15 protein-coding genes are annotated in these 16,791 nt (G+C 63.6%); 5 read left to right on the top strand and 10 right to left on the bottom strand.

Features of this window, described 5'->3' with window-relative positions; genetic code table 11:
* Window positions 1–196: 196 nt before the first annotated feature.
* From BM194_RS15490 to BM194_RS15500, 3 genes are all read left to right on the top strand, one after another.
* Window positions 197–643, top strand: a complete 447-nt coding sequence (locus BM194_RS15490; RefSeq protein WP_092848576.1) for a MerR family transcriptional regulator — start codon at window positions 197–199, stop codon at window positions 641–643.
* A 257-nt stretch (window positions 644–900) separates the two neighbouring features.
* On the top strand, window positions 901–3,444 hold the full coding sequence (locus tag BM194_RS15495) for a heavy metal translocating P-type ATPase (RefSeq protein ID WP_177223432.1): 2,544 nt from the start codon (window positions 901–903) through the stop codon (window positions 3,442–3,444).
* Between the two features lie 155 nt (window positions 3,445–3,599).
* Window positions 3,600–4,019 carry a VOC family protein gene (locus BM194_RS15500; RefSeq protein ID WP_092848581.1) on the top strand — a complete coding sequence of 140 codons (420 nt, stop codon included), beginning with the start codon at window positions 3,600–3,602 and terminating at the stop codon, window positions 4,017–4,019.
* Here BM194_RS15500 and recJ read toward each other — a convergent pair.
* The 10 genes from recJ to ffh all read right to left on the bottom strand — a co-directional run bounded on the left by recJ (window position 4,013) and on the right by ffh (window position 14,360).
* Window positions 4,013–5,779, bottom strand: coding sequence for a single-stranded-DNA-specific exonuclease RecJ (gene recJ / locus BM194_RS15505; RefSeq protein WP_092848680.1), 1,767 nt, complete (start codon window positions 5,777–5,779; stop codon window positions 4,013–4,015). The two genes, BM194_RS15500 and recJ, sit on opposite strands and share 7 nt — an antisense overlap.
* Before the next feature lie 107 nt (window positions 5,780–5,886).
* Complete coding sequence (thrC, locus tag BM194_RS15510; RefSeq protein ID WP_092848583.1) at window positions 5,887–7,281, bottom strand: threonine synthase; 1,395 nt, start codon at window positions 7,279–7,281, stop codon at window positions 5,887–5,889.
* A gap of 66 nt (window positions 7,282–7,347) precedes the next feature.
* Window positions 7,348–8,664, bottom strand: a complete 1,317-nt coding sequence (locus tag BM194_RS15515; RefSeq protein ID WP_092848585.1) for a homoserine dehydrogenase — start codon at window positions 8,662–8,664, stop codon at window positions 7,348–7,350.
* A 121-nt stretch (window positions 8,665–8,785) separates the two neighbouring features.
* A complete protein-coding gene (locus BM194_RS15520; RefSeq protein ID WP_092848587.1) occupies window positions 8,786–9,532 on the bottom strand; it encodes a DsbC family protein in 747 nt (248 codons plus the stop codon).
* The gene (xerD, locus tag BM194_RS15525; RefSeq protein WP_092848590.1) at window positions 9,533–10,435 is read right to left on the bottom strand and encodes a site-specific tyrosine recombinase XerD; all 903 of its coding nucleotides are present in this window, start codon (window positions 10,433–10,435) and stop codon (window positions 9,533–9,535) included.
* Between the two features lie 120 nt (window positions 10,436–10,555).
* Entirely contained in the window at window positions 10,556–10,912 is a 357-nt protein-coding gene (gene rplS / locus BM194_RS15530; RefSeq protein ID WP_092848593.1) for a 50S ribosomal protein L19, read from the bottom strand.
* A 153-nt stretch (window positions 10,913–11,065) separates the two neighbouring features.
* Complete coding sequence (gene trmD / locus BM194_RS15535; RefSeq protein ID WP_092848595.1) at window positions 11,066–11,875, bottom strand: tRNA (guanosine(37)-N1)-methyltransferase TrmD; 810 nt, start codon at window positions 11,873–11,875, stop codon at window positions 11,066–11,068.
* A 63-nt stretch (window positions 11,876–11,938) separates the two neighbouring features.
* Window positions 11,939–12,496: a ribosome maturation factor RimM gene (gene rimM, locus BM194_RS15540; RefSeq protein WP_092848597.1), complete on the bottom strand. Its 558-nt coding sequence runs from the start codon at window positions 12,494–12,496 to the stop codon at window positions 11,939–11,941.
* A gap of 16 nt (window positions 12,497–12,512) precedes the next feature.
* Window positions 12,513–12,764, bottom strand: a complete 252-nt coding sequence (gene rpsP, locus BM194_RS15545; RefSeq protein WP_092848600.1) for a 30S ribosomal protein S16 — start codon at window positions 12,762–12,764, stop codon at window positions 12,513–12,515.
* A 168-nt stretch (window positions 12,765–12,932) separates the two neighbouring features.
* A complete protein-coding gene (ffh, locus tag BM194_RS15550; RefSeq protein ID WP_092848602.1) occupies window positions 12,933–14,360 on the bottom strand; it encodes a signal recognition particle protein in 1,428 nt (475 codons plus the stop codon).
* A 229-nt stretch (window positions 14,361–14,589) separates the two neighbouring features.
* On the opposite strand from ffh, the gene BM194_RS15555 reads away from it, so the two are divergent.
* Window positions 14,590–15,390, top strand: coding sequence for a cytochrome C assembly family protein (locus BM194_RS15555; RefSeq protein ID WP_092848604.1), 801 nt, complete (start codon window positions 14,590–14,592; stop codon window positions 15,388–15,390).
* Window positions 15,391–15,476: 86 nt separating this feature from the next.
* Entirely contained in the window at window positions 15,477–16,757 is a 1,281-nt protein-coding gene (locus tag BM194_RS15560; RefSeq protein ID WP_092848606.1) for an HlyC/CorC family transporter, read from the top strand.
* Window positions 16,758–16,791: the final 34 nt, after the last annotated feature.

Raw genomic sequence — 16,791 nt, forward strand, 5'->3', positions numbered from 1 at the left:
AGTCAAGAACAAACGATCGTTTTAATCAACTGAAAGTGCATCCATTAGTCGTAGGTGTCACAAGCGATCGGCCAGACCGCCACCTGACGGCATTTTCCAAGTTATCGGCCAACATGCGCTTCGCTTGATCCACGCCCTTGACCTTTGTGTAACCCACAGGTTTTAGACTGAGGACAACGCGATCAGGAGATCAGCCATGAAAGTCGCAGAACTGGCCAGGGCGGCCGGTGTAACGGCCGAGACGGTTCGTCATTACACCCGTGAAGGCCTGCTCTCGCCCCGCCGCAACCCTGACAACGGCTACCAGCTTTACGGCCACCACGACCTCAATCGCCTGCGCTTCATCCAACGAGCGCGCACACTGGGCTTCAGCGTACGCGAGATCAGTGACATCCTCGATCACGCCGATCATGGCGACTCGCCCTGCCCGCTGGTCCGCGACCTGCTGGCACAGCGCCTGCCGACGATTCGCCAGCGCATTGCCGAACTCGAGGCCTTGGCCGAGCGCATGGAGCAGGCACTGGACACCTGGCAGGACATGCCGGATGGCGTCCCCGACGGTCATAGCCTGTGCCGCCTGATCGAGAGTCTCCCCGAAGAGACCCGCCCCCTGTCCACCATGCCTGCAGGAGACTGCCAATGACTGTCTCAGCCAGCCATCTTTCGCGTCGCGTCGACAACATGTCCTGTCAGGGCTGCGTGAGCAACATGCGCCGCGCCATCCAGGCGCGGGATACCGAGGCCGAGGTGGTAGGTACGCCTGCCGAGAAACGCCTCGACGTGACGACGGTTCTCGACGGCGACACATTGGACGCCGTGCTCCGCGAAGCCGGTTATCCGCCCATGCAGGAGGACGAACCGAAGACGCAACGCCAGCAGCACCAGCGTCATGTCGATGGCATGAGTTGCCAAGGCTGCGTGCGCAAGATGCGCCAGGCCATCCTGGCCCACGATGCCGAGGCGGAGGTCGAGGGCGCCCCCAGCGAGAAGCGCCTCGATGTTACCACTTCACTTGATGGCGCCACGTTGGATGCCGTGCTGCGAGAAGCCGGCTATCCGCCTGATGAGCCACCGTCCGCCATCGACCAGCCGAGTTCGACGCCTGATGAGGCGCCAGAACCGGCAGCCGAGGCGTCGCCAGAGGGTGCCGCTTCGCAAGAAACGCAGGACAGCAGCGACGTAGTCCGCCTATCATTGACCGGGATCACCTGCGCCGGCTGCGTACGCACCATTCAGCAGGCGCTCGATGATACGCCGGGCGTGCGCCGGGCCGAGGTCAACTTCGGCTCGCGCACTGCCCAGGTCTATGGCGATGCCAACGCCACCCAACTGATCCGCTCGGTGGTCGAGGCCGGTTATGGCGCCGAGGTGATCGAGGACCTGCGTCAGGCCGAGCAGACCCGCGAGGTCAACGAGGCCCGGGAGTATCGCCAGCGCCTGCGCGACACCGCCCTGGGTCTGGGTCTGGGCATTCCGTTGATGCTCAGCATGTTCTTCCATCATCCGCACTTGGCTGGCGGCGAGCGCTGGGTGTGGCTGGCCATCGGCCTGGCCACGCTCGGCGTACTGGCTACCGCCGGGCGGCGCTTTTTCGTCAATGCCTGGAAGGCGTTTCGCCACCACCAGGCCAACATGGATACGCTGATTGCCGTCGGCACGGGTACCGCCTGGCTCTATTCGATGGTAGTCATCCTGTTCCCCGAAGCGGTTCCCGTCGCGGCCCGGGGACTCTATTTCGAAGCGGCGGCGATGATCATCGGTCTGATCAGCTTCGGCCAGGGCCTCGAACTCAAGGCACGCGGGCGCACCAGCCAGGCGCTCAAGCGGCTACTTGACCTGCAGGCGCCGATGGCACGGGTCATCCGTGACGGCGAGGAGCGCGAGATCGGGGTTGACGAGGTGCGCGCCGGCGATCGTATTCGCGTGCGTCCCGGCGAGCGCCTGCCGGTAGATGGCGAGGTCGAGGAAGGCAGCAGTCACATTGACGAGTCGATGCTCACCGGCGAACCGTTGCCGGTGGCCAAGCAGCCCAGCGACGAGGTCAGTGCCGGCACCGTCAACGGCCGCGGCGGGCTGGTCTATCGCGCGACCCGCGTGGGTGCCGATACCCGCCTGGGGCGCATCATCGACCAAGTCGCCAAGGCGCAGAACTCGCGCCCGCCGATCGGCGAGCTGGCCGACAAGGTCTCGGCGATCTTCGTGCCCAGCGTGATGATCATTGCCGTGTTTACCGCGCTGGTCTGGTACAACGTCGGCCCCGAGCCGCAGGTTATCCACATGCTGGTCGCCGCCACCACGGTGCTGATCATCGCCTGTCCCTGTGCGCTGGGCCTGGCCACGCCAATCTCGACCATGATCGGCGTGGGCAAGGCCGCAGAGCACGGCATCCTGATTCGCGACGGCCAGGCACTTCAGACCGCCAGCCGCCTGACCACGCTGATCGTCGACAAGACCGGCACGCTCACCGAGGGCAAGCCGCGTGTCACCGATGCCGAGATTCTCCAAGGCGACGAGCGCGACGTGCTGGGCCTGGTGGCCGCCCTGGAGCGCGGCTCCGAGCATCCGCTGGCGGCTGCCCTGCTGAGCTACGCCGAAGAAAATGCCATCGAGCCCGCGACGATTCGTGACTTCGATTCCGTGACCGGACGTGGCGTCACCGCCATCGGTCCCGAGGGCGAACGGCTGCGCCTGGGCAATGCCGCGATGCTCGACGAAGCCGGCATTTTCCTCGGTCAGAATGAATCCAGGGCGAGGGAACTCGAGTCCCAGGCACGTACCGTGGTCTACCTGGCCATGGACGACACGCTCGTGGCGCTGTTCGGCATCAGCGATCCGCTGCGCGTCGATAGCGCCGAGGCGGTACGTCGCCTGCAGGCCGACGGGCTCAAGGTCGTCATGCTCACCGGCGACAATGCCCATACCGCCGCTGCCGTGGCTCGCGAGGTCGGCATCGACGACTACCGCGCCGGTTTGATGCCCGAAGACAAGCACGCCGAGGTTCAGCGCCTGCAGCAGGCAGGTGAAGTGGTCGGCATGACCGGCGACGGCATCAACGACGCACCGGCGCTGGCCCAGGCCGATGTCGGTTTCGCCATTGGCCAGGGTACCGACGTGGCCATCGAGAGCGCCGGCATCACGCTGATGCGCGGCTCGTTGCACGGCATCGCCGATGCCATCGAGATCAGCCGCGCCACGCTGACCAACATCAAGCAGAACCTGTGGGGCGCCTTCGGCTACAACAGCCTGGGCATTCCAATTGCCGCTGGCGTGCTCTATCCATTCACCGGCCTGCTGCTCTCTCCAGTGATTGCCGGCATCGCCATGTCGCTGTCCTCGGTCACGGTGGTCAGCAACGCCAATCGGCTGCGCCTGTTCCGCCCCAGCGCCGCACAGCGCCCGGCCCAACACGACGACAAGTCCCATCTGAAGGAGGCAAGCGCATGAGCTGGCTGGTCAATCTTGGCGGCATTGCCCTGATCGCCTTGATCGTGTGGTGGTTCTGGATGTCGCCCAGCAAGCGCTCCTGAAAGGACGAAAGGCTGGCCAGATTCGGGGCAGCCTTTCTATGCTAAATAAAACACTTCGATACGGGAGCCGCCATGCCGACATTGGACGGCGTGCTGGAAACAGCACTCTACGTGGACGACATGGCTCGTGCGCGGGCGTTCTTCGAGACCGTGATGGGACTCGAGCCCTTCACGGCAGACCATCGCTTCACCGCCTACGACGCTGGGCGCGGCACGGTGCTGCTGCTGTTCCTGAAAGGCGAAACGCTCGACACCGTTACCCTGCCCCGCGATATGGGCACCATTCCCCCGCATGATGGCCACGGACCAGTGCATATGGCGCTGGCCATTCCCGCCGACCAGCTCGGTGCCTGGGAAGCCCAGCTCGACGCGCATGACATCGAGATCGAGGGTCGCACGCACTGGCCCAAGGGCGGCGAAAGCCTGTATTTCAGAGATCCCGATGGGCATCTGTTGGAGTTGGCGACGCCCGGCGTCTGGCCGAACTATTGAATTTTTTCAGCGTGCTCGATCATTAACTGCAACGTCTCCCTCCCCTTCCAGCGGTTGCGTGACAGCTTGTAGGCACAACGCAGCCGGGCCCCGAGCCCGAAGGCCGGCATTTCTCCCGGCGTCAGTGCACGAAACCAGATAGCGCGCACCGCCATTCCGCCACTCGACAGCTCAAGCATCAGATGACTGCCGTCGGCGCCGACCACACGCAGGTTTTCGACCAGGAACTCGCCCTCGAACAACGGTGCATCGAACTCGCGGCCATAGGGGGCCAGGCGCTCCAGCTCGTCGAGCGTCGCCAGGCAGAGCTGCGGCGCGGCCAGTTCGCCGTCGGTAAACATGCAGGGGTAGAGCTCGCATTCGCCAAGTTGCTCGTTGACCGCCTGATACAACGCCCGCGTGAACGCCGGCAGTTGCTCGACCGGCAGGCCGATGCCCGCCGCGCCGCGGTGCCCGCCGAAACGCGGCAATGCTGGCGGCGCGAGATCATGCGCGCGTTGCAGGGCGTCACGCAGATGTAACGCCTCGATGGAGCGCCCCGAGCCGGTGAGCATACCCGGCGCGGCGGCGGGCGTGAGCACCAGCGCTGGCCGGCCGAAGGCCTGGACCAGCCGCGAGGCAACGATGCCTTGCACCCCGGCATGGCCATCCTCGAGATAGACCACCAGCACCTGGGCGCCTGACGCCAGTTGTTCGAGCGCCAGCGCGCGGGCCGTCTCGGTCATGTCGGCTTCGATGGCTTTGCGTGACTGGTTGTCCTGATCGAGCACTTCAAGGTGCCGGCGTGCCGTATGCTCGTCGGCCGCCAGCATGAAGTGCAGCGCCGCATAGGGGTCATCGAGGCGCGAGCGGGCATTGATGCGTGGGCCCATCTGGAAGGCCAGCGTCTCGGCGTCAAAGGGCACGCTGTCGGCACCCAGGCGCTCGGCCATTGCCCGCCAGCAGGCCGCCTCCATGCGGTTGATCAGCGTCAGGCCCTGGGTGACCACCGCACGATTGATGGCGCTTCCACCCAGCGACACGCAATCGGCCACGGTACCCAGCGCTACATAGGAGAGCCAGGGCGATAGCTTGGGTGTGGAGGGTGACAAGGCGCCGAATTCGATCAGCACCGCCCGGGTCAGCGACATGACCAGCCAGGCGACCATGCAGCCGGCAATGGTGCGATCGGGAAACTCGCAGTCGTCCCGGGTCGGGTTGACCGTGGCGTAGGCGGAGGCCGGCGGGCCTTCGTTTGGCAATGCGTGGTGATCGGTGACGATGACCTCGATACCGGCTTCGCGCAGGCGGGCGATGCGCGGTTCGTCGGAGGAGCCACAGTCGGCGGTGATCACCAGGCTGGGTCGCGGCTTCAGCGCCAGGGTGCGCTCCACCAGCGGCAGGCTGATGCCATAGCCGTCGTTGATGCGATGGCCGATCAGGCTGTGCAGCTTCTGTGCAGGCACGCCAAACAACTCGTTGAGGGTGCGCAGGATGACCACGTGCGAGGTGATGCCGTCGACATCGTAGTCGGTGAGAATCCCGATGTGCTCGCCCTCGGTCACCGCCCGGGCGATGCGCTCGGCGGCACGGCGGGCGTCCTTCAGCTTCTCGGGGTGTGCCAGGTAACGCAGACCCGGCGTGACCAGCGGGTCGAGTTCGCCGGTATAGTCCGGCAGGCGGCCAGCCAGGATGCGTGCCTGCAATTCGGAAAGCCCCGCCGCCAGACAACGCTGGTAGAGCGTCTCGTCGCGACGACGCGGCATGATGCGCCGACGCATGAACTCGGCCAGGGGGCGTTGCGCACTCTCGGTTTCCACAAAGGCTCCTGTGACGCAGCGCGCCCGGCAAGCCGGGCGCGATCAGGCATCGAAACGGACGATAAACGCTAGACCTTGCGGCGGTGCTCGGCAACGAAGGACTGCACGGCACTCAGCTCCGCCGGCAGCACGCTGTAACGTTCCTTGCGCTCGAGCAGGTCTTCCATGTGTGCGGGCAATGGCACACCGGGAAAGCCAGCCTTGACTACCGCCTCAGCGAACTTGGCCGGATGGGCGGTGGCCAGGGTAATCATCGGCGTGGCGGCATCGCCGTGGCACACCTCGGCGGCACGGTAGCCGGTCGCGGTATGCGGATCGAGCAGCTCCTTGGTGCGATGGTGCGCCTCGCGTATCACCTCGAGGATGGTCGCATCGTCGACACTGTGACTGGCGAAGCGCTCACGCAGCTTGGCCAGCGGTGCATCGGCGAGCGCGGCCGGCTCGCTCTGGAAACGCTCGAGCAGGGCGCGCACGGCATCCCCGTCGCGGTCATAGGCGTCGAACAACAGACGCTCGAAATTCGACGACACCACGATGTCCATCGATGGCGCCAGGGTCGCTTCGAGGTCACGCTTGGAGAAGTCGTTATCCGCCAGGGTGCGGTGCAGGATGTCGTTGGCGTTGGTGGCGATGACGAAACGCTCGACCGGCAAGCCCATCTTGAAGGCCATGTAGCCGGCGAAGACATTGCCGAAGTTGGCCGAGGGTACGCAGAAGCTGACCTTGCGATGCGGCGCCCCCAAGGCCACGCCAGCGGCGACGTAATAGACGATCTGGGCCATGATGCGCGCCCAGTTGATCGAATTGACCGCCACCAGCCGCGTGCCGTCGAGAAACGCCTGGTCGGCGAAGCTGGCCTTGACCATTGCCTGGGCATCATCGAAGTTGCCCTCGATGGCAATGTTGAAGACATTGTCGGCCAGCACCGAGGTCATCTGGCGGCGCTGTACCTCGGAGACACGGTTGTGCGGATGCAGGATGAAGATATCGAGATTGTCGCAGTGGCGACAGCCCTCGATCGCCGCCGAGCCGGTATCGCCGGACGTCGCGCCCATGATCACCGCGCGCTCGCCGCGTTTCTTCAGGAAGTGATCCAGCAGGCGACCCAGCAGTTGCAGGGCGACATCCTTGAAGGCCAGCGTGGGGCCATGGAACAGCTCGAGCAGGAAGTGGTTGGCGCCGAGCTGGTTGAGCGGCACCACTGCCTCGTGGCTGAAGGTGGCGTAGGCGTCGCGCACGATATCGCGGAAGGTATCATCATCGATCTCGCCGCCGACGAACGGCCTCATGACCCGGAAGGCGATCTCGGCATAGGACAGCCCGGCCATGCTCGCCAGATCGTCATGCGACAGTTGCGGCACGCTCTCAGGCACGTAAAGCCCGCCGTCACTGGCCATGCCGGTCAGCACCACATCCTCGAAGTTCAGCGCCGGCGCCTGCCCGCGTGTACTGATATAACGCATCTTGGTTTCCACTCACTAGTGAACTGCTGACCCACACTGTAGGCAGCCCCGGGGAGCCGGGGTGGCTTATTCCTGTTCGTTGAGGCACTCGACCCGAATACGCGTGATCGGGCCGGCCACATCGGCCAGTGACTCGAGCTGCCGGATCGCCTCGTTCATGTGCTTCTCGCGGGTTCGGTGAGTCAGCAGAATGATCGGTACCAGTTCGCCTTCGGTGGCTTCCTTCTGGATGAGTGCTTCAATGGAGATGCCCTGCTCGGACAGGATCGTCGCCACACGTGCCAGCACCCCGGGACGATCCACCGCCAGCAGACGTAGATAATAAGCGGTGACAATGTCTTCCATGGGCAGGATCGGCAGGCTTTCGTCACCTTCGACGATGCCGCTGAACGCCAGGTAAGGCACACGGTAGTGATGATCGGTGGTGATGTCTCGGGCCACGTCGAGCAAGTCAGCGACCACGGCCGAGGCCGTAGGCTCGGAACCGGCGCCGGCACCGTAATAGAGCGTCGGCCCGACGGCATCGCCCATCACCGCGATGGCGTTCTTGACGCCATGCACGCTGGCCAGCAGGCGCTCCTTGGGAATCAGGGTGGGATGCACGCGCAGCTCCAGGCCGGCCTCGGTGCGCTTGGAGATACCCAGGTGCTTGATGATATAGCCGAGGTTGTCGGCCTGCTCGACGTCTTCGGCGGTGATCCGCGAGATGCCTTCGGTGTAGGCCTTGTCGAACTGCAATGGCACGCCGTAGGCGATGGAAGCGAGGATGGTCAGCTTGTGCGCAGCGTCGATGCCTTCGACGTCGAAGGTCGGATCGGCCTCGGCGTAGCCCAGCGCCTGGGCTTCGGCGAGGACGTCCTCGAAGGCGCGGCCTTCGTCGCGCATGTGGGTGAGAATATAGTTGCCGGTTCCGTTGATGATGCCCGCCACCCACTGGATACGGTTCGCGCCCAACCCCTCGCGCAGCGACTTGATAACAGGGATGCCACCGGCCACCGCCGCTTCGAAGGCGACGATCACGCCCTTGTCGTGAGCCGCCTGGAAGATCTCGTTGCCGTAGACGGCAATCAGCGCCTTGTTGGCCGTGACCACATGCTTGCCGTGTTCGATGGCGGTGAGCACCAGCTCGCGAGCCACATCGTAGCCACCGACCAGCTCGACCAGCACGTCGACATCGGGGTTACGCGCGACCTCGAAGATGTCGGTCGTGACCTTGACGCCGGTGGTGTCGCACTCGGGGTTCTCACGCCGGGCACCGACCTGCTCGATGACGATCGGCCGCCCCGCCCGACGGGCAATTTCATCGGCATTGCGTGTCAGTACATTGAAGGTACCGCCACCGACGGTCCCCAAACCACAGATCCCCACTCTCACCGGTTTCAACGTCGTGCTCCCTTCCTAATCCGTTCGATTCGCGAACTGATCAATTTTTGACCAGAACGACAAGGTAAGTACCCTCTGACGGGGTGTCAATCATGTGTCCAGCGGCCTTGCGAAGGCAGCATCATTCCTCGATGCCGAGCATGCCGGCCAAGCGTTCGGCAGGCACGTAACCCGGCACCATGCGCCCATCGGGCAACACGATGGCCGGCGTTCCCTGCACGCCGAGCTCAAGCCCCAGATGATACTGATCAATGACCGGATTGTCGCAGTCCGGCGCATTCTTCAGGTTCTCGCCGCGCTTGGCGGCACTCAGGGCCTCACCGGGATTGGCGGCGCACCAAACCTGCGCCAGGTAGCGCGCGCCTTCGGACCCCAGGCCACTCCTCGGAAAAGCCAGGTACTGCACCTCGACACCCATCTCGTTGAGGCGCGGCACTTCCTCGTGGAACTTGCGGCAATACGGGCAGGTCACGTCGGTAAAGACCTGGATCGTGGCCTGGGGCGCCTCGTTGCCGCGAAAGGTGATGAGCTGGTCGTCAGGCACCTGGGCCAGGCGCTCGGCACGCTCGGCGTTGCGGGCCTGCTGGGTCAGGTTGACCAGGCCATTCTCGCCGTTGGCGAACAGGTCTCCCACGATGAAGTGGCTGCCCTCGGCATCGCTGTAGAACGTTTCACCGCTTTTCAGGTGAACTTCATAGATGTTCTCCAGCGGTGTCTCGCTCACGCTTTCCACGGGCATCGGCTCGCCGTTGACGGCCAGGCGCTCGGCCAGAGTTTCGGCGGTAGGTGCCGCCAGTACCAGGCTGGAAGTCAGTGTCAGGGTTGTGAGCAGTGCGCACGTCAGCGCCTTGAAACCACGAATCATCATTCAACCTCGAGGATGGTGTTCGGCATGCAGCGTTTCCAGGCGCGCCTGGGCTACATGGGTGTAGATCTGCGTCGTCGACAGGTCACTATGACCCAGCAACATCTGTACGACACGCAAATTGGCCCCATGATTCAACAGGTGCGTCGCGAATGCATGACGCAGGGTATGCGGCGATAGTGGCTTGTCGATGCCGGCGAGCCGGGCATAGTGCTTGATGCGATACCAGAACGTCTGGCGAGTCATAAAAGCGTCGCCGCGTCCCGGGAACAGAGGCGGCTGCCGGATATCGGTCATCAGTTCGCTGCGCCCGGCACGCAGGTAACGCTCCACCCATGCCTGGGCTTCCTCGCCCAGCGGTACCAGCCGCTCCTTGTCGCCCTTGCCGACCACACGCACTACCCCCTGGCGCAGGTTGACGCTGTCCAGGCGCAGGCCGATCAGTTCGGAGACCCGCAGGCCGCAACCATACAGTACCTCGAGCATGGCGCGATCCCTCAACCCCAGCGCCGTGTCGGCATCCGGAGCGATCAGCAAGCGCTCGACTTCGGGCTCGTCCAGCGTATCGGGCAAATTGGCCCGTACCGGGGGTAGCCGGACCTCACTGAGCGGATCGCTGTCGAGACGCCCCTGCTCGAGCAGCCAGCGGTAGAAACCGCGTAGACTCGACAACAGCCGGGCATTGCTGCGCAGTTGATATCCCGCCGCTCGGCGCGCTTCCAGCCAGCGCGGCAATACCTCGGGATCTGGCGAGAGCAGCCGGCTACCGCATTCATCGGCATGGGATCGCCAGGCTTCGAGATCGCGTCGGTAACCCGACAATGTATGTTCGCTGGCCCCGCGTTCCAGCCACAGGGCGTCAAGATAGGCCTCGATCAACCCGTTTTCGTCATCCGACTCGGCCATGGCGCATTATCTTCGCAAAGCAACCCGCAGATGCAACGAAACCCCGCCCCGCATGCGCGGCGACGGGGTTTCCAGGAATGGCGGCGTGCATCCACCCTGCCGCCCGGCGGCAAGCGTGGCTTAGGCCAGCTTTTCCTTGATACGGGCCGCCTTGCCGCTGCGCTCGCGGAGGTAGTACAGCTTGGCCTGACGCACGTCGCCACGACGCTTGACGTCGATGGCTGCAACCAGCGGGCTGTAGGTCTGGAAGGTACGCTCGACGCCGACACCGTGAGAAATCTTGCGCACGGTGAAGGCGGAGTTCAGGCCGCGGTTGCGCTTACCGATCACCACGCCTTCGAAAGCCTGCAGACGCTCACGGTTACCCTCGACGACCTTGACCTGGACGACGATGGTGTCACCGGGGGCGAATTCCGGCACTTCCTTGCTCATCTGCTCGGCTTCGAGCGCCTGGATCACCTTGTTTTTGCCACTCATGATGCAACTCCTTGACTGTTTTGGGCCACACGGGCTCGCTGCATTCACTCGTCATCGTCAATCACGGACAATGGCCGAGACGCGCCCGCCTGGCGTGTGATCCCGACGTTCGACGACGCGGGAACGACAAATATGGGTGACGTGGAGCTACCGCTACTCGCTGCGTGCCTGATCGGCATCGGGCGGTATCGGCTCGCCACACTCCTCCGCCGGGTTGGCGTATTCCTCGATGAACTCATCGAGCAGCTTGCGCTGCTCGTCGCTCAACGTTCGGCTCTGCAACAACTCGGGACGCCTGAGCCAGGTGCGCCCCAGCGACTGCTTGAGACGCCATCGCCGGATGGCGGCATGATTACCACTAAGCAGTACGTCCGGCACACGACGTCCATCGATGACCTCGGGCCGGGTGTAATGCGGGCAATCCAGCAAACCATCGGCAAACGAGTCCTCGACCGCCGAACTCTGGTGTCCCAACACTCCGGGAACCAGCCTTGCCGCCGCATCGATCAGCACCATGGCCGGTAGCTCACCGCCACTGAGCACATAGTCACCAATCGACCATTCTTCATCGATGTCGCTTTCCACGACGCGCTCGTCGATGCCCTCGTAGCGACCGGCCACCACGATCAGTGGGCCACCGGACGCCAACTCCTGCACGCCACGTTGATCCAGAGGTCGCCCCTGCGGCGACAGGTAGATCACCTTGGGGGGCGTGCCGTAGCGCCTTGCGCCATCCGCTCGCGCCTCATGGATGGCCTGGCGCAGGGTATCGACCTTCATCAGCATACCCGGGCCACCACCATACGGGCGGTCATCCACCGTGCGGTGTCGATCCGTGGCGTAATCCCGGGGGTTCCAGAAATCGATTTCCAGCAACCCCTGCTTGACCGCTCGTCCGACTACCCCGTAGCCGGTCAGGGCCTCGAACATCTCCGGGAACAGGGAGACAACACCAATCCACACGGCAGATCCCATGGAGCCGGAGCATGCCCGGCCCGTCGTGTCAGTGCCCATTCGGGTGTCGCGTCAGAATTCAGGATCCCAGTCCACCGTCAGCGTACCGGTGTCCGTGTTCGCCTCGCGAATCACCTCGTCGGGCAGGAAGGGAAGCAATCGCTCCCTGTCGTCGATGCTCTGGGCATCGCCCTTGACGACCAACACGTCGTTGGCGCCGGTTTCGAACAGGTAGTCGACACGCCCCAGGTCGATGCCATTGAGCGTCACGACCCGCAGCCCTTCCAGTTGATACCAGTAATAATCACCTGCCTCGAGCTCGGGCAGCGCCTGCTTGGGCAGCAGAATCTCCGCCCCGGCGAGCTGCTCGGCCTGCTCTCGGGAATCGACACCCTCGAGCCTGGCTACAAGACCTTTTCCCTGACGACGCCCTTGGGCGAGGCGGCGGGTCGTGCGTGTCCCGCGCTGATCGATCACCCATTCGGCGTAGTCGAGAATGCCCTCCATCGGGCTGGTGTACGAGTACACCTTGAACCACCCTTTCACGCCGTAGGGGCTGGTCAACTTGCCCAGCACCACGTAGTCGCCCGACTGGCCAACTTGCGGCACGTTCGATACGTCATTCGGCATGAGAACGGCGCTCGGCTTATGCCTGCTGCTTGCGTGCTTCTTTGATCAGCTCGGCAACGCGGTCGGAGACCTGCGCACCCTGGCCCTGCCAGTGGCTGACACGATCCAGATCGACGCGCAGACGCTCTTCCTGGCCGCGGGCGACCGGGTTGAAGAAACCGACGCGCTCGATGAAACGGCCATCGCGTGACTTGCGAGAGTCGCTTACGGTCAGGTGGTAGAAGGGACGCTTCTTGGCGCCACCACGTGCCAGACGAATGGTAACCATTGCGTTAACAATCCTTCGGTTGAGTTCAGTATTTACGCCACAGATTCATGACTGCGGTCGCAGTCGTCAGCTACGCATACGCGCAGCCTGCCACGAAGACGCAGCATTCTACGGAAAACGACGGGCGTTGGAAACCTTTTTCCTCGCCCGTCGTGGCGGTGCGTGGGCTCAGCGCCGCGGGAATCCGCCGCCACCGAAACCGCCGGGGCCGCCGCCCATGCCGCCAGGACCGCCAGGACCGCCACCCATGCCAGGCGGCAGCATCCCGGACATGCCGCGCATCATCTTCTGCATGCCGCCTTTCTTGCCGACCTTCTTCATCATCTTCTGCATCTGCTTGTGCTGCTTGAGCAGACGGTTGAGGTCGGGCACCTGCAGGCCGGCCCCGGCGGCGATCCGCCGCTTACGCGAGCCATTGATGATGTCTGGCTTGCGCCGTTCCTTGGGCGTCATGGAGTTGATCAGCGCCTCGAGCTTGCCCAACTCCTTCTCGGGACCAGGCCCCTGAGCCATCTCGGCAAACTGCCCCATGCCAGGCAGCTTTGACATCATGCCGGACATGCCGCCCATTTTCTTGAGTTGCTGCAACTGATCGCGGAAGTCCTCAAGGTCGAAGCCCTCGCCCTTCTTGACCTTCTTGGCGAGCTTTTCCGCCTTGTTCTTGTCGACGGTGCGCTCGGCCTCCTCGATGAGCGACAGCACATCGCCCATCCCCAGGATGCGCGATGCCACGCGATCGGGATGGAAGGGCTCCAGGGCATCGACCTTTTCGCCCATCCCCATGAACTTGATCGGCTTGCCGGTGATGTGGCGCACCGACAACGCCGCACCGCCACGCGCATCGCCATCGGCCTTGGTCAGGATCACCCCGGTGAGTGGCAATGCCTCGTGGAATGCCTTGGCCGTGTTGGCAGCGTCCTGGCCAGTCATGGCATCGACGACGAACAGGGTTTCCTGGGGCTGGAGCGCCTTATGCAGCGCCTGGATTTCATCCATCATGTCGCTATCGACATGCAGGCGCCCGGCCGTATCCACCAGCACCACGTCGTGGAACTGGATCTTGGCGTGCTTGAGCGCAGCTCCAGCAATATCGACCGGTCGCTGCTCGCTGGTCGACGGGAAGAAGTCGACCTCGACTTCACGCGCCAAGGTCTCGAGCTGATCGATGGCTGCCGGGCGATAGACGTCGGTGGATACTACCAGCACCTTCTTCTTTTCACGCTCGCGCAGGTAGCGCGCCAGCTTGGCCACGGAGGTGGTCTTGCCCGCCCCCTGCAGGCCGGCCATCAGCACCACCGACGGGCTGCCCTTGAGGGCCAACCCTTCGTTGGCCTCGCCCATGATCGCTTCCAACTCCTGCTGGACGATCTTGACGAATTGCTGACCCGGCGACAGGCTGCGCGACACTTCCTGGCCAACGGCCCTCTCGCGCACCCGCTCGACGAAAGCCTTGACCACTGGCAGCGCGACGTCGGCTTCGAGCAGGGCACGACGCACCTCGCGCAACGTATCCTTGATGTTGTCCTCGGTCAGCTTGGCCTGACCGGTGACCGATCTGAGCGTCTGCGACAGGCGCTCCGAGAGATTTTCGAACATGGGGCTCTCCGTAGGGGGATGCCTGGATGCCGGCTTCCTGGCAAGCGAAACCGCACCTGCTGTTTGGTGACGAATTATACGCCTTCACGGCCTCAGTCTCCATGCAGGCATGACCATCGATCTCGCCCTCTCATCGCAGCGTCTGGGCGGGAGGGTCACGATTCGGTATAGTGGCGCTGCAATCGATTCTCATGCCACGGCACACCTTCCGAGGTCACAAGGCCTAACCATGCAGGCGCTTCCCTTCGCATTACTCGCCATCATTTTCTATCTTGGCGCGGGTTCCTGGCAGGGCCTGACGCTGCTACGCCGCGTTCCTGCCCGCCCGGCCCTGGTCAGGGGCGTGGGCCTGCTTGCCGTGGCCTGCCACAGCGTAGTGATCTTCGTCACGCTAGGCAGCACCGAGTCGCTCAACCTCGACCTGGCCAACAGCGCGTCATTATTCAGTTGGTTGATCGCCCTGCTGCTGGTTGCCGTGAGCTTCGCCAAGCCCGTGCTGAGCGCTGCGGTCGGCCTGTTCCCTCTGGCGGCGCTGGCCCTGCTGCTGGTCATGGGCCTGCCCACGCAAGGGCATCGCGAGGGACTGACCCCCGGCATCGCCATTCATATTCTTACCTCGACCCTGGCGTTTTCCCTGTTTGCCATCGCTGCCGTACAGGCGATGCTGCTGGCCCGACAGAACCGGGCCCTGCGTCAGCACCATACGCGAGGCATCGTGCAGGTCCTGCCCCCCCTGGTCACCATGGAGCGCCTGCTGTTCGAATTGATCTGGGCCGGCATGATTCTGCTCACGGCGTCGATCGTCAGCGGCATGATCTTCCTCGACAACCTCTTTGCCCAGCACCTCGTCCACAAGACCGTGCTCTCGTTTGCCGCCTGGATCATCTTCGCCCTGCTGCTGGCGGGCCATCACGTCCTGGGCTGGCGCGGCGCCAAGGCGGTGCGCTGGACCCTAGGTGGCTGCGCCCTGCTGCTGCTGGCCTACTTTGGTAGCAAGTTCGCCCTGGAATACGTGTTCGGGCGGCCCTGAGCCGCTCTGCACAGCCGCCCTGCCTTGACACCAGGGCGGCCTATTCCCTACAAACGACCTGTCATGCTATTTAGGATTTCCAGCCCTTGAACGACGACATCCCTTTGGGACTGCTGTTCGGCCTGCTATTTCTTCTCATCTGCCTGTCCGCCTATTTCTCGAGCTCCGAGACCGGCATGATGTCAATCAATCGCTACCGCCTGAGCCATCAGGCCAAGAGCGGCGATCGTGCCGCCAAGCGGGTGATACGGCTACTCGGCCGTCCCGATCGGCTGATCGGGGTCATCCTCATCGGCAACAACTTCGTCAATAACCTGGCAGCGTCGCTCGCTACCATCATCGCCATTCATTTCTTCGGTGAGGTTTCGGGGCCGGCCGTTGCCACGCTGGTGCTGACCATCGTGGTGCTGATCTTTGCCGAGGTAACGCCCAAGACCTATGCGGCAATCAAGCCGGAGCGCATCGCCTATCCGTCGTCACTGGCACTGGAACCGCTGCTCAAGCTGCTGTATCCGCTGGTATGGATGGTCAATGCCATTTCCAACGGCCTGCTACGCCTGCTTGGAGTACGTAACATCGAGGGCGGGGCGGACAACCTGACCCGTGATGAACTGCGTACCGTGGTCCACGAAGCCGGCACCATGATTCCACGCCGGCACCAGGCCATGCTGCTGTCGATCCTCGATCTCGAGAACGTCACCGTCAATGACATCATGGTGCCCCGCCACGAAGTCTCCGGCATCGACCTCGACGATGACCTGGACAGCATCCTGGCCCAGATACGCGCCAGCCAGCATACGCGTGTACCGGTCTACAAGGGCGATATCAACAACATCATCGGCATCCTGCACCTGCGCAATGCGGCCCGCTTCCTGTCCAAGCCCGAGGTCACCAAGGCGGCGATCGTCCAGGAGGCGCGCGAACCCTACTTCATCCCCGAATCGACGCCCCTGCACACCCAGCTGCTCAACTTCCAGCAGCAGAAGCGGCGCATCGGAATCGTGGTCGATGAGTACGGTGACGTGGAGGGTCTGGTCACGCTGGAGGATATCCTCGAAGAGATCGTCGGCGAATTCACCACCGACGTCGCTGGCATGCACCAGGAAATCCACCTGCAAGACGATGGTAGTTATGTCATCGAGGGGACGGCGAACATTCGCGAGATCAACAAGATGCTGGGCTGGCAGTTACCTACGGACGGCCCCAAGACGCTCAATGGCCTGATTCTCGAGCACCTCGAATCCTTTCCCGACGCACCGGCCTGTCTGCAGCTGGGCACCACACGCATGGAAATCCTACAGGTCAAGGACAACCTGATCACTGCGGCACGTTGCTGGCAACAGGTGCGCCGCTCGCGCCTCGCCTGACAAGCACGCCCCAGTCGCGCCGGGGCACCGACTC

The organism is Modicisalibacter xianhensis (assembly GCF_900113605.1).
Lineage (GTDB): Bacteria > Pseudomonadota > Gammaproteobacteria > Pseudomonadales > Halomonadaceae > Modicisalibacter > Modicisalibacter xianhensis.

What these genes read in the sequence shown, in the direction of transcription:
- BM194_RS15490 (WP_092848576.1), top strand. Translation starts at nt 197, where the DNA reads ATGAAAGTCGCAGAACTGGCCAGGGCGGCCGGTGTAACGGCCGAGACG.
- BM194_RS15495 (WP_177223432.1), top strand. Translation starts at nt 901, where the DNA reads ATGAGTTGCCAAGGCTGCGTGCGCAAGATGCGCCAGGCCATCCTGGCC.
- BM194_RS15500 (WP_092848581.1), top strand. Translation starts at nt 3,600, where the DNA reads ATGCCGACATTGGACGGCGTGCTGGAAACAGCACTCTACGTGGACGAC.
- recJ (WP_092848680.1), bottom strand. Translation starts at nt 5,779, where the DNA reads ATGCGTCGGCGCATCATGCCGCGTCGTCGCGACGAGACGCTCTACCAG.
- thrC (WP_092848583.1), bottom strand. Translation starts at nt 7,281, where the DNA reads ATGCGTTATATCAGTACACGCGGGCAGGCGCCGGCGCTGAACTTCGAG.
- BM194_RS15520 (WP_092848587.1), bottom strand. Translation starts at nt 9,532, where the DNA reads ATGATGATTCGTGGTTTCAAGGCGCTGACGTGCGCACTGCTCACAACC.
- xerD (WP_092848590.1), bottom strand. Translation starts at nt 10,435, where the DNA reads ATGGCCGAGTCGGATGACGAAAACGGGTTGATCGAGGCCTATCTTGAC.
- rplS (WP_092848593.1), bottom strand. Translation starts at nt 10,912, where the DNA reads ATGAGTGGCAAAAACAAGGTGATCCAGGCGCTCGAAGCCGAGCAGATG.
- rimM (WP_092848597.1), bottom strand. Translation starts at nt 12,496, where the DNA reads ATGCCGAATGACGTATCGAACGTGCCGCAAGTTGGCCAGTCGGGCGAC.
- rpsP (WP_092848600.1), bottom strand. Translation starts at nt 12,764, where the DNA reads ATGGTTACCATTCGTCTGGCACGTGGTGGCGCCAAGAAGCGTCCCTTC.
- ffh (WP_092848602.1), bottom strand. Translation starts at nt 14,360, where the DNA reads ATGTTCGAAAATCTCTCGGAGCGCCTGTCGCAGACGCTCAGATCGGTC.
- BM194_RS15555 (WP_092848604.1), top strand. Translation starts at nt 14,590, where the DNA reads ATGCAGGCGCTTCCCTTCGCATTACTCGCCATCATTTTCTATCTTGGC.